Here is a 12,718-nt window from a genome sequence, read left to right as displayed (position 1 = left end):
TTTTTTGCAATCTGGTTTGACTTAGGCAATTTTTTGGGAGTGTTTTTGGATGGCAGGAATTTTTCATACCATTTGGTTTTTTCTTCTGGCTGTTGAGCCACGTTTTGCTGTGGTGCTACAATCACGTTTTGTGGAGCAGCCTGCTGAGGAGCAGGAGTGGTTCTGGCGGTTGCAGCCGGTGTCTGCGGAGCAGCGGGAGTGGGGTTGACTGTGCCCCGTCCGCTACCTGGATTGTTTGCCGTTTTAGGAAGGGCATCCATTGACATGGGCGGCATCTGACGGCCATCGCGGCGGTATAACGCTTCCAGCTGACGCTGAATTTCGCTCTGTCCCGGTTTTGCTTCGGGCAGCGGCGCAGCGGTTTTGTATTGCGGGTCAGCCGGTTGACCTGGCTTGTTGACAATGATCTGGCGTTTCTGTTCCGGTTCGCTGCTCTTCTTTTGAAAGAGTGATAAAGGATTCAGCGTGAATCCGGCCTGCTGAATTTGAGCAGGTTGTTGTTCTGTCTGAGGAAAACGGACACGTGGCTGAGTGGTGTTGCGACGTGCTGAATGCATTTCACGTTGAATGGCATTTTCCAATGTACTTTGCGGGTTCCGCACTGCCTTGGTACTTGAACGCGGTTTTGAATTGATTTCCACGAAAGCATCTTCCGCAGAAAGGGTATTCAAATTCGTAAGCACTAAGCCAGAAATTGCGCTAAATAAAATAACGCGAGCGGAGAAGCGAGTTCCTGCTATCATCTCCTGAAATCTCCTGGTTCCTGATCCTTGAATACTGTGGAGAAGCGGTTTCTCAGCAGTACTCAAAAAAGTTTCCGAGTGAATGATTTCTCGAATCGCCGAGACTTCATTAATCGGTATATTGCTTTCAACTGGTTGGTTCCACATAATCGACACAATCATGCAGAATAGCCCTGCTGGGAATTCTATCGTCGTTAATCTGCTCCGGTTTTGATGTCTATGTCGATTGTAGAACTAGAATCTGGCGGGATCTTTGCATTAACCCGAACGACCGTTTTTATCGACAATCTTGCCGCAGGGTCGCCATCGGCTGCAAATTTGCTATCTTTACATTTTAGGATGAATGATTCGCTGAGCAGCCCGTTCAGCAATTCACTTAAGCAGGGCAGCGGTTTCTGAATTCGAAACAGCTGAATTAAAAGGAGTTACATCGATGCAGGAACAGCAGGCTTTACCAGAGAATTCGAGGGAAAAAGCGGATGAAAGCCGTCCCGCAGCACCGCCGGCCAGACGCTGGATCATGCGCAGCATGGTTGTGCTGTTGATGATCTCCGTGCTGTTTAATCTGGGTTTTTATGCCTGGTATCAGGAATACTTCACCATCGGAGGCGGTCCTACAGAGCAGTTTGAGACCGGCGATCAGTTTGCCGCTGATAAGATTGCGATCATCTCGATCACGGGTACGATCATGCCTCCGTTTACCGAGCGAATACTGGAATCGATCAAAACCGCGGATGAAGATGACCGGGTCAAAGGGGTTCTCTTGGAAATTGACAGCCCCGGTGGTCTGGTTGCCGACAGTCATCAGATTTATCATCGCCTGGTGGAATTACGTCAAAAGAAACCGATTGTGGTTTCCATGAAACGGATGGCGGCTTCCGGGGGATACTATGTCGCGATGGGGGCTGGTGAAGAGGGGGTGATCTTTGCAGAACCCACTACCTGGACCGGTTCACTGGGAGTGATTATTCCCCGCTTTGATTTGAGTGGTCTGGCGGAGAATCTTGGTGTCGTCTCTGATCCTTTGAAAACGGGAGAATTCAAAGATGCCTTGAATCCATTTCGCGAGATGAGCAAACGGGAACGGGATATCTGGGATCATATCCTGGATGAATCGTACCAGCGGTTTTTGACGATCATTACTGACAACCGCAAAAATCTGGATTATGATCAGGTGAAGAAACTGGCGACGGGTCAGATTTATCCGGCTACGGATGCCAGGGAGAACGGGCTGATCGACGAGATCGGCTATCAGGAAGATGCGCTGGCCCGATTACAGGAAATCGCGAATCTCAAGAATGCACGTGTGATAAGATACCGGCATCCTGTTACACTGGCAGATATCCTGCTGGGTTCCGCAGAAGCCAGCCAGGTGGAGAATCGCAAGCAGGCGCTGCTGGATTCCACGGTTCCCCGCGCGATGTATTTTGCTTCCTGGCTGGGAGAAATGCCAGGCTGGCAGTAAGCGACGACCGATTCCATTGAGAGCAATCAGAAATTCAAGAACATATGTTTGCACAACAAGAACCCGTATCTCCTCCTCAGGATCCGTACCTGAATGACCCGACTTTGTATGAGGGGCCTTCACTGCTCTGGTCGTTGCTGGAGAGTGGATTTATGTTTCTGTATCTGGTGTTCTGGGTCTGGATGCTCGTGGATTGTCTCAGGAAGGATCCGGACCGTTTTCTGTGGTTCTGGGTGATCCTGGTTTTTCCCCCCTTTGGCGCGCTGATTTATTTCTTTCTTCGCTGGCTGCCAACCAACCAGGTACAACTGCCGGAGTTTGCCAGGCCGCTGTTGCGGCAGCGTCGATTAAACGAGCTGGAGACCGCTGCGATGCAGATTGGCAATGCCTACCAGTTTGTACGCTGGGGAGATGCATTGAAAGATGCCGGGGTCTTTCAAAAAAGCCTGGCTGCTTACCAGCAGGCAATAGCGAAAGAACCCGACAACCTGCAGGCGCTGTGGGGCGCAGCGCAGATGAAAATGAAGTTCAAAGACTTTCAGGAAGCGCAGTCGCTCAGCCAGAAAGTCCTCGCTATCGATCCGGAATATAAGTTTGGTGATGTTTCGCTGTTGTACTGCAAAACACTTTGCGAACTGGATACGCCAGAAAAGGCGCGTGAGCAACTGGTAATTCATACAAAGCGCTGGCGACAACCCGAGGCGCTCTTCATGCTGGCGACCCTGGAAGCTGATGCCGGTGATCACCAGGCAGCCCGCAAGACACTGCAGTCGATGCTGCTGGATATAAATGGCAGCCCGCGGGGAATCGCCCGCAAGTTCGTCCGCTGGAAAAGTAAAGCGAAACGGATGCTGAGAAAACTTCCGAATGCCTAGCGGAAAACGAATACTTTCTTTTTGATACCTTATTGCTGATTGGCGTTTCGAAAATTCTCTGCATGGAACCGCATGATTTTCAAACCCTCTTTTTCGTAGATTTTGACTGCGCTGTGCGGGACATCTGGGACGATGAGTTTTTCGAACGGAATCTTCAGCGATTTCAGGAAATCCATATACTCGAGATTATTCTGATAGTTAAAGCCTTTTGTGCCGACATGAATCAGGATGGGCAGCGCCGGTTCTGGATGACGGGCGTACTTCCGCGCCAGGTCGTAGGTATTGTCACCTTTCGCAAATACCAGTCCGGGTCTTTCCTGGCCGTTCTCTTCTGAGATTCGCTTTTCAGTCGAATGACCGGCACCACCGGGTGCAGCCGAGCAGAAGAGCTGAGGATATTTGAACATGATTCTGGTTGTTCCTCGACCCCCTTGCGAAAAGCCTTCAATGCCTCGCCCCGCTCGTCTGGCGATCGTGCGATAAGTGGCATCGATATGGGGAATCAGTTCTTTCACAAAGACATCTTCCCCCATCGCATTTTTTCGGTCGGCCATATTGTAATGACTGACGGGACCGCCGTTGACAAACACATAGATCAGCGGTTCCACTTCACCTTCAGAAATATGCTCATGCATCTGCTGCGCCAGTCGCACGCTTTTGGTTTCACTGCCGGGGCGACCGCCGTGCAGATAGTAGACTACGGGAAAGCGTTTTTGCTCATTACCTGCAGCGTGGTACTGAGGCGGAAGATAGATGCAGTAACCGACATCCACATTCATGGAGGGACTGTGAAAGGTGGCATGTTGCACTCCCGGAAGCTTGACGTTGAGTTCATTGACCCACTGGAAGGGCTGCTGCTTTTTCTTCGGCTGCTGATTTTGCGCATTGATCTGATTGGCATAAGGCAGCGCGGTCGCCGCTGCTAATACGTAGATGCAGAAGTACCTGATAGAGATAAAGCTGGTATTGCGCATGGCTGTTTCATCTTTGCAAAAAGTGATCGGTGATTGATTTCCTTAAATCATAACCTTATCTGTACTGTGAGTCTAAATGATTCCATGCAGCGGGCCGCCGGGGGCACCCAGTTGATCAACGCGTCGTGTGATGTCGGGGTCTTCAATCAGGGGCGGCGCGTGCCAGGGTTTGATGCGGGCGTCAATTACCAGGGCGCCTCGGCAGCCCCAGTGCTTGTTTTCCGTAAAGGCATCAACGCCATCAAGGTCGCTGGCGGGATTCGAGCGTGTAAAGACCGTCCATAAAAAATTGTTGAGGCTGGCCGCAGTAAATTCACTGTCATCGACGAGCACAATCAGCGGGAACTGATTCAGAGAATGACTGGCAGGCAGTTCTGAGGAGAACCGTCGAAGATCCTGGTTCTGGTTCTGAAAAGCAGGAGCTTTAATCGCCACGATTCCCGGTCGGCAGAGACGTGGTTGTGAGAAACCATCGGGCAGAGAACAGTCCGGGGGAATCTGGGTCAGCAATGTTCGTTTTTTCGGGCCTGCCGCCGCCATCACGACTTTGGAACCCGAGTTGAAGCCGGTGCCCGAATAATCCAGGGTATCAATGGTCGTGCAGGTCTGAAAATGCAGATCGCGTTTCCAGTCGATCCGTTCCAGCAGGTGAGACAGGAATTCTTCCAGCTCTTCGGCATCCAGATCGGGTCGATCTTCCCGGGCGACAATCATCAGGTACTTGGCGAGGCTCAATTGTCCCTGTCCCAGGATCGCATTCGCATTGGTCAGGATTTCCTGCGGCTTTCGTTCCTGATCGTAGGGCGTATAGCGTTCGCTGCCAATCGCCAGAAGCAGCGGATGCACGCCGGCGGCATCGACGGCATGTACCTGGTGCACGCCGGGAATGACCGACGGAATCGCGGGGCCGGTAATCTCATGAATGATGGCACCGAAGGCGGTATCTTCCTGCGGAGGTCTACCCACAACGGTGAAGGGCCAGATGGCATCATTGCGATGGTAGACGGCTTCCACATTCATTACAGGAAAGGGATGCGCCAGACTATAGTAACCCAGGTGATCGCCGAACGGGCCTTCCGGCAACAGTTTTTCAGGATCGATCCAGCCGGTGATACAGAAGTCAGCGTCCGCATAAATTGGCAGCCCATTTTTATTCCGGACCATTCTGATGGCACGTTTACTCAGTGCACCGGCGAAGGTCAGTTCGGAAAGCCCTTCCGGTAAAGGCATCACCGCTGAGAGTGTCATCGCAGGGCTGCCGCCGACAAAAATATTGACTTTGAGCGGCTCGCCTTTTTCAATCGCTTCTGCATGATGCACGCCGATGCTGCGATGAATCTGATAATGCATGCCAATCTGCTGGTCGGGCTGATATTCATTGCCACTCAGTTGAATGCGGTACATTCCCAGGTTGGAATTCATCAATCCGCCTCGTGTGGGTGATTCTGTGTAGACCTGCGGCAGCGTGACGAAGGCGCCCCCATCGTCGGGCCAGCTTTTGAGCTGGGGCAGATCGCTGATGCGGATCTGGTTTTGCATAACGGGACCGGTTCGGCGTGAGCGGGGCAGCATGTGGAGCAGGGAAAAAGGAACGTCCCGATACCGGAACGGCTGTTTCCAGAATCGGGAGGGGTCGACTTTGAGTTCGACCAGATGATTGACGGCCTGTAAAGCGTCTCGAAAAATATAACGCGTGCGTTCCAGCGTGCCAAACAGGTTGCTGACCATCGGGAAACGGCAGTCTTTGACATGGGGGAAAAAGACAGCGGGGCCGCCTGCCTGGTAGACGCGACGCTGAATTTCTGCTGCTTCTAGATGGGCATCGATTTCCTGCTCGATCCGAATGAGCTGACCTGTTCGTTCGAGGTCATTGACACATGCACGCAGTCCACGGTATCCCATTGGGGTACGGTTCCATTCTTCTAAAATTCATCTATGATCAGCCGAGGTTTCCGGCTGAAGCGTAACGTTTACTGAGGGATTATACCACTTAACGACGATTCTGGTACCACTCTGCTATCTGCTTTCTATTTTCAATCCTGTATTCATTCTCTATGATAAGCGGCACTGCGCTCGTCCTGTTTTTAACTTTCAGCGGCTCTGTTAGAAATCAAATTTCATGGAAGAATGGATCAATGGCCTGATTTTGCTCATATTAGCAATTGGCCATTTCGAGCTGTGGGTCACATTCATTAACCGGACCCATGCGCTGCCGATTCATGAACCAACGCTCAAAAAAATGCGGCACATTACATATGTGATGCTTCTGGGTTTTCCACTGGTGCTGTTTGGCGCGGTGGGTCTGTACTCACCGGGAGTGCTGGTCGGCGGGGAATGGAGTCGGCTGTCATTCTGGTGGAAGCCTGTTTTTGTGCTGTGTGTTCTTGGATTCCTGGGGTTTCTGGTTTCTGTATTCAGGCATCTGTTCTACCGCGTTCCCCGACTTCAGACAGAAAGCCATTCGGAGATGATTGACATTCGTGAGAAGCTGGGGCACGAATTGATTGGAGACGGCCCCTATCACTATCTCGCCGGTTTGCCTTTCAACGAAATCTTCTGCGTCGAATTTTCGCGTAAAACATTTGTGATGGAGCGACTGCCGGCAGCATGGGATGGGTTGACAATCCTGCATTTGAGCGACCTGCATTTCTCGGGAACACTGACTCGGGATTATTTTGGTGAGCTGTGTCGGATCGCTGGGGAATCGCAACCAGATCTCATCATTTTCTCAGGCGATCTTCTTGATGAGATGCATTGCCTGGACTGGCTGGACGAGACTTTGGAGCAGTTAGAGGCTCCCCTGGGAAGGTATTTTATCCTGGGAAACCATGACTGGAATCAACAGAGTGAGCAGATCCGAACGGCATTGACTCGCCGGGGCTGGATGGATGTCTCTTCACAGACACTTCAACTGGAGTATGCCGGTCATTCGCTGCTGATTGCGGGAACGGAAGTTCCCTGGATGGGGGAGCATCCTGTGTTACCTGCTCAAAGGGGAGAGGGGGCGGCTGATTTTCTGCTGCTGGTCAGTCACACGCCGGATAATTTTTACTGGGCCTGTTCGCAGGGATATGATCTGGTACTTGCCGGGCATACGCATGGCGGGCAGGTCAGGCTGCCTGTAGTCGGGCCGGTTTTTGCTCCCAGTGTGCATGGGACCCGATATACCAGTGGAACGTTCTACCGCAAAAAGACACTGCTGCATGTGAGTCGGGGAGTTTCAGGGATCCATCCGTTGAGATTTCTCTGTCCTCCGGAATTCAGCCTGTTGACTCTGCGTGCCAGGCCAGTCGTCGAGACTTAGCGCGGTACAGGCTGTCCGGCAGACGCCTGTCTGACAGAGCCGTTTTCGGATAGATGAAATTCTGCCCAGACCGGAAGGTGGTCCGAGACCATCAGCGCTTCTTTCTCCGACAGTTTGAAGCGGGTCCGGAAATCATAAATTCCTGTCCGGCCCGTAAATTCCTGGGAGTGACGACGGCTGAAGAGAATGTTGTCGTATTGTTTCGATTTTCTCGTGTTGGTGGGTGTTTTCGAAACAGTCCACATGATATCGGCAAGTCTTCCCAGCTCACCCAGGTGCTGGTCGTCGACATTCAGATCACCCAGCAGTATGACGTCGTCTTCCTGACTGCCATCATTGGCGACGACTCGATATACATCGTCCAGCACATCCAGTTCCTGATCGGTTTCATCCGGATCAGTGTGGATATTGATCATAGAGAACGTAAAGGGATTACTGCTGGAAGGGCTGAGGGTCTGAAAATGCGCGACATAAGGCGGGCGATGTAATTTGTCGTATTTGTCGATGACCGTGTAGGTCCATTTTTCATTCACAGTAATGCGGGCTGTATTATAAAAGTAGGCGTATTGTTCCTTGCTGGCCGTGCGACCCTGTCGAGGGCCGACCAGGCAGCCATACTGCAGTTCTCCAGAATTGAGTATCTTCAGAAAGTCATCCAGAAACGATTGATCTGACGCACGAATTTCCTGGATCGCCACCACATCAAACTGCTGAATAATGCGGGCCAGGATCTGAGGTACTTTCGGCTTCTGCATCTTACTCAGACCGAACACCTGGATATTAAAAGTGGCGATGCGAATGGTTTCATCGGAGCGGGGCAGATCAATTTCTGTCGAATCCCAGTCCGAAGGAGTCGACGGGGAGACGGTGGAAGAGATAATGTCGGAGACCCAGCGGGTGACCTGTTTCGGCTTCAGGTCGAAATGGACCATGCCTCCACCCAGCAAGCCGATGAGCAGCAGTGCCAGGCCGCGTAATTTCCATGATTTGACGAGAGACGTTTTCTTTTTGGGTTTTTCGGCCATAGTACCATCCGTGGTAATGCGTATGACGGGAGTAGCGAGAGAATTCAGGCAGGGGAGAAGTAAGGCAGGAATTGAGAGTTGAGAGGGCCGCAATCTAGCAGAAATCTGGATCAGCGTGTAGAGCAATTTTCAGCCGGATTGGAAGTAAGAATTACAATGACTTGTGGTCCGTTCTCTGAAGCGGTAGTCTTGCATTTAGACTGAGAGACAGTTTTTGTGTTATGCCGTATCTCTCAGGATATCAGTAGCTTACATAATGGGGTTGCAGGCCTTGTCGCGTCGTTTGACCATCACAGTTCCTTCTCTCAGCCTGGGCGGTGCCGAAGGAGTTGCGGCAATGATGGCAAATCATTGGGCGAAACAGGGGCATACGGTGACGCTGATTACCCTGGATTCTAAGGAAACCGATTCCTTCTCGCTGGACGCAGTCGTGCAGCGGATCGCGTTAAATCTGATGCAGGATTCGGGAAATCTGTTCCAGGCGGTTTCCAATAACAGATTGAGAATCAACTATCTGCAGTCTGCAATCGCCGATTCCCAACCCGATGCCGTGATCAGTCTGACGGATCGAATGAATGTGTTGACGCTGCTGGCGACCGGAAAACTGCGTTGTCCGGTAATCATCTCGGAACGTTCCGACCCGCGGCATCATCCGATCGGCAGACTCTGGTCGTTTCTGCGAAAACGGACTTATCCGCGCGCGTATGCTCTGGTCGTCCAGACACAGGGGGTGGCAGATTTCTGCAGGCAGTGGTTGAAATCAACTCAGATTGAAGTGATTCCCAATGCCGTACCACTACCCCGGTCTCCGGAAGTCCCCGCTGTTTCGCGTGAAACACTTGAAGTACGAACTCGTGTAAAAATTGTATTAGGTATGGGGCGTCTCTCGCACGAGAAAGGTTTTGATTTATTGATTGAGGCGTTTTCCCGGGTGGCTTCTGAGTTCCCGGACTGGAAATTACAGATTTCAGGAGAAGGCCCTTTACGCGAATCCCTGCAGCAGCAAATTAATCACCTGGGATTACAGGAGCAGATTGATTTACCAGGCTGGACGTCCCAACCTGAATTGCAACTGGACCAGGGGGATTTTTTTGTATTACCTTCCCGTTATGAAGGTTTTCCCAATGCCCTGCTGCAGGCGATGTCCCGCGGTCTGGCGTGTATCAGTTTTGACTGTGAAAGCGGGCCCGCTGAAATTATTCAATCGGAGACGGATGGTCTGCTGGTTCCAGCAGGCAGCGTTTCAGAACTTGCGCAAGCTTTAAAACGTCTGATGGGGGATGACTCCCTGCGACGTCGACTGGCCGTCGAGGCACTGCAGATTACAGAACGCTTTTCAGCCGAAGCGTATTTCCAGCATTGGGAGCAACTGATCGGTCAGGCGATTACTGAAAGTGAGACAGCATGCAACAATACGTAATACTCCGCCACGATTTTCCTGAAGTACACTGGGATCTGATGCTGGAAGAGGCAGGCGTTCTCAAGACCTGGAGACTTCCCGAACCGCCTGCGATAGACGCTGCTTCCGATGACACGTCACTGGATCTGGTCGCCGAGTCGCTGCCCGACCATCGGCTGGTCTATCTGGAGTACGAAGGACCTGTGAGTGGAGAACGCGGCACAGTCACGCGGTGGGATAAGGGATCGTTCACGTTACTGGAAAAAAAAGAAGGCTTATACGTCGCCTTGCTGACAGGTGAAGAACTTGCCGGGCGTGTCACGTTGAGGCAGCGCGATCAGGAAAATCAGTGGGACCTGAACTACACTTCTTTTTTCTGAACACGATTCAATGACATGCAGCAGTTTACTGTGTGTCTGACTCTGTTTTTCCCGCGATCCGAAAGACACCCGTTTCAACGGCTAAGGTGGTCAGCTCCGGCAGTTCCGGTTTACGGCGATCCAGGTAAACGATTAAAGCATCGTTTCCGTTAGATTGACCCCATTCGATGAACCAGCCTTCTTTACGCGCTTCCTGGATCAGTTCCGTAATCGCTTCATCAATGGGGATGGGCAATAGTCCGGCGCGGGCGTGTTCGAGTTCCAGTACGAGGCGATTTTCTTTCATCAGCCAGGGCTTGAATTTGAGGCTGATAATTCCTGACCATTTGGGGAGGGTCAGATGAAAGCCCAGCTCGACCTGATTCTTTTCAAACCGGATCCGCGGATCACTCACGCCGTCAGGGACCCATTCATCATATTTCTGGTGCAGTTCTTCTGCCAGCCAGGCATTGACCTGTTGTTCGCTGAATTCCTGTGACCAGAGTGGCTCATGATTTCGCACATCGTTGACAACCTGCATCGAACGCTGGACGAATTCTTTGGCTTCTTCCTGCCGCACTTCGGGCTCCGCCTGTTCCTGTAGCGCTTCCTGGTAAAAATCAGGGACTTGAGCAGAGGACCAGTAAAGGCCTCCGGAAATCCCTGCCAGGAGCAGCAGCATTAAAAAAAAGAACAGCAGGTAACGTTTCATGCAGGAATGCTAGGTCGGGTGGGGGGAGGCGTCAATAGCGGTACTGGCAGCCGGGGAAACATCAGAAAACGTGAAAATGCACTAAGTTGTATCTCTAAATATACTTGTCGGATGGGTGGTGGTCTTTTATGATCAGTCGTCTAAATCGAATCTCCCGTGAGACGCCTGGCTGCCCGGAGTGTTTTCCACGACTTTCTTTTACCCAGATCGCTTTCCCGGCGAATGATAAGAGTCTATTTATGAGTACTGTCCGAACGCGTTTTGCTCCCAGTCCCACAGGCTATATGCACATTGGAGGCATGCGGACCGCGCTCTTCAACTGGCTCTGGGCAAGACATAACGGGGGGCAGTTTATTCTCCGCATTGATGATACCGATCAGGAACGCAATCTGTCAGAAGCACTCGGCCCCATTCTGCAGGCTTTCAAATGGTTGGGACTTGACTGGGATGAAGGTCCCGAAGTGGGTGGCGAACATGGACCCTATTTTCAGTCCGAACGCAACGACCTGTATCGCGGTGCCGTCGACAAGTTACTGGCAGCAGGAAAAGCCTACCGGGATTATGATACGCCCGAGCAGATTCAGGCAGATCGCGAAGCCGCCAGCCAGGAAAAGAAAAACTATCTGAATATTCGGCGTTCGCTGGAACTGACTGAGAGTGAACTGGAACAGTATGCAGCGGAAGGTCGTCCGTCGGTGGTACGTCTGCTGGTTCCCCGCGATCAGAAAATCCAGATCGACGATGCTGTGCGGGGCCATGTGGAATTTGTTGCCGGACTGATGCCCGATCCGGTGATTCTGCGGGGGAATGGAACGCCGCTGTATAATCTGGCGACGGTGATTGATGACGCCCAGATGCAGATCTCACACGTCATTCGCGCAGAAGAGCATCTTTCCAATACGCCGGTCCAGGTGCTGATTTATCAGGCCCTGGGATACGAGCTGCCTCAGTTCGCCCACATCCCGTTTGTGGCGGCGCCGGGCGGGAAAGAAAAACTGAGCAAGCGAAAGCTCGATAAATACCGTAAGAGTCCGCAGTTCAAGAAAATGTTCGATAAGGCGGAAGCCGTCTTCCCGCGGATTGGGCTGGAGAATGCAGGCGGCCTGGATCCGGTGATGGTCGAATATTACGAAAAGATCGGTTATTTGCCCTAAGCGATTTTGAACTCTCTGGCGCGACTGGGCTGGTCGCTGGATGATAAGACAGAATTTATGTCATTGGATACCATTGTCGAGAACTTTACCCTTGATCGGATTGTCAAAGCTGCTGCCGGCCTGGATCCTGATAAGTTACTCAACTTTCAGTCACACTGGATGAACCAGCTGTCTCTGGAAGACAAGATTGAGCATTGCAGTCCCTATCTGGAGAAAGCGGGACTGGTGCAGGATGCCAGCCAGCCTGAAGTGAAAGAACGGATCAGTCGCGTGATTGTCGGCATGGAAGACCGGTTGAAAGTTGCCAGTGACATTCTGGAGTTCGACGAATTCTTTGTGCCCGACGTTCAACTGGAATACGATGACAAAGCCTTTAAAAAACGGATTCAGAAATCGGAAGAAGCAGTCGCGCTGCTGGAAAAATTTAAGGAGCAGTTGGCTCAGACCGACGATTTTTCTGCAGCGGCCCTCGATCATTTGCTGCATGAATTTGTGGAAGCGGAAGGGATTGGCATGGGCCAGATCATTCATGCTTTGCGCGTTGCTGTCAGCGGCAAAGGAACCGGGATCGGGATGTTTGACTGTCTGTCGATTCTGGGACAGGCGAGTTGCGTCAAGCGGATTGACCGGGCGATTGGTCTGACTCAGAATGCCTGAGACGAACTGAAAATAATATAAAACAGGCGTGGCCTGTCACTGAGAAATTCC

12 protein-coding genes are annotated in these 12,718 nt (G+C 51.7%); 7 read left to right on the top strand and 5 right to left on the bottom strand.

All coding sequences use genetic code 11. The annotated features are described in order from the left end of the window. Positions 1-641, bottom strand: a 641-nt coding sequence (locus AACZ40_RS05300; RefSeq protein ID WP_339673528.1) for a hypothetical protein, incomplete at its 3' end; no start/stop codon positions are given. A 535-nt stretch (positions 642-1,176) separates the two neighbouring features. On the opposite strand from AACZ40_RS05300, the gene sppA reads away from it, so the two are divergent. Beyond that, positions 1,177-2,208 (top strand): signal peptide peptidase SppA, encoded by a 1,032-nt coding sequence (sppA, locus tag AACZ40_RS05295; RefSeq protein ID WP_291166238.1) that lies wholly within the window; start codon positions 1,177-1,179, stop codon positions 2,206-2,208. Between the two features lie 44 nt (positions 2,209-2,252). Beyond that, positions 2,253-3,083, top strand: coding sequence for a tetratricopeptide repeat protein (locus AACZ40_RS05290; protein WP_291166236.1), 831 nt, complete (start codon positions 2,253-2,255; stop codon positions 3,081-3,083). A gap of 29 nt (positions 3,084-3,112) precedes the next feature. Here AACZ40_RS05290 and AACZ40_RS05285 read toward each other — a convergent pair whose 3' ends face one another. Both AACZ40_RS05285 and AACZ40_RS05280 read right to left on the bottom strand, forming a co-directional pair. Further along, entirely contained in the window at positions 3,113-4,057 is a 945-nt protein-coding gene (locus AACZ40_RS05285) for an alpha/beta hydrolase-fold protein (RefSeq protein ID WP_291166234.1), read from the bottom strand. Positions 4,058-4,129: 72 nt separating this feature from the next. Further along, on the bottom strand, positions 4,130-5,959 hold the full coding sequence (locus AACZ40_RS05280) for a UbiD family decarboxylase (protein WP_291166232.1): 1,830 nt from the start codon (positions 5,957-5,959) through the stop codon (positions 4,130-4,132). Between the two features lie 217 nt (positions 5,960-6,176). Here AACZ40_RS05280 and AACZ40_RS05275 point away from each other — a divergent pair, with 217 nt between their 5' ends. Further along, positions 6,177-7,361, top strand: coding sequence for a metallophosphoesterase (locus AACZ40_RS05275; protein WP_291166230.1), 1,185 nt, complete (start codon positions 6,177-6,179; stop codon positions 7,359-7,361). Here the strand turns inward: AACZ40_RS05275 and AACZ40_RS05270 are convergent. Further along, positions 7,358-8,386, bottom strand: coding sequence for an endonuclease/exonuclease/phosphatase family protein (locus tag AACZ40_RS05270; RefSeq protein WP_291166228.1), 1,029 nt, complete (start codon positions 8,384-8,386; stop codon positions 7,358-7,360). The two genes, AACZ40_RS05275 and AACZ40_RS05270, sit on opposite strands and share 4 nt — an antisense overlap. A gap of 271 nt (positions 8,387-8,657) precedes the next feature. On the opposite strand from AACZ40_RS05270, the gene AACZ40_RS05265 reads away from it, so the two are divergent. Both AACZ40_RS05265 and AACZ40_RS05260 read left to right on the top strand, forming a co-directional pair. Further along, entirely contained in the window at positions 8,658-9,806 is a 1,149-nt protein-coding gene (locus tag AACZ40_RS05265) for a glycosyltransferase family 4 protein (RefSeq protein ID WP_339673523.1), read from the top strand. Beyond that, entirely contained in the window at positions 9,791-10,165 is a 375-nt protein-coding gene (locus tag AACZ40_RS05260) for a DNA polymerase ligase N-terminal domain-containing protein (RefSeq protein ID WP_291166215.1), read from the top strand. Before AACZ40_RS05265 ends, AACZ40_RS05260 begins: the two co-directional genes overlap by 16 nt. 25 nt (positions 10,166-10,190) lie before the next feature. Here AACZ40_RS05260 and AACZ40_RS05255 read toward each other — a convergent pair whose 3' ends face one another. Beyond that, a complete protein-coding gene (locus AACZ40_RS05255; RefSeq protein ID WP_291166213.1) occupies positions 10,191-10,856 on the bottom strand; it encodes a hypothetical protein in 666 nt (221 codons plus the stop codon). A gap of 239 nt (positions 10,857-11,095) precedes the next feature. Here AACZ40_RS05255 and gltX point away from each other — a divergent pair, with 239 nt between their 5' ends. After that, positions 11,096-12,010, top strand: coding sequence for a glutamate--tRNA ligase (gene gltX / locus AACZ40_RS05250; protein WP_339673519.1), 915 nt, complete (start codon positions 11,096-11,098; stop codon positions 12,008-12,010). Positions 12,011-12,016: 6 nt separating this feature from the next. Further along, positions 12,017-12,667 carry a hypothetical protein gene (locus tag AACZ40_RS05245; protein WP_339673517.1) on the top strand — a complete coding sequence of 217 codons (651 nt, stop codon included), beginning with the start codon at positions 12,017-12,019 and terminating at the stop codon, positions 12,665-12,667. The last annotated feature ends 51 nt before the right edge of the window (positions 12,668-12,718 follow it).

The sequence above is a fragment of the uncultured Gimesia sp. genome (assembly GCF_963972345.1).
Taxonomy (GTDB): Bacteria; Planctomycetota; Planctomycetia; order Planctomycetales; family Planctomycetaceae; genus Gimesia.
The sequence above is the reverse complement of the archived record's forward strand: the minus strand, read 5'-3'. Positions and strand labels throughout refer to the sequence as shown.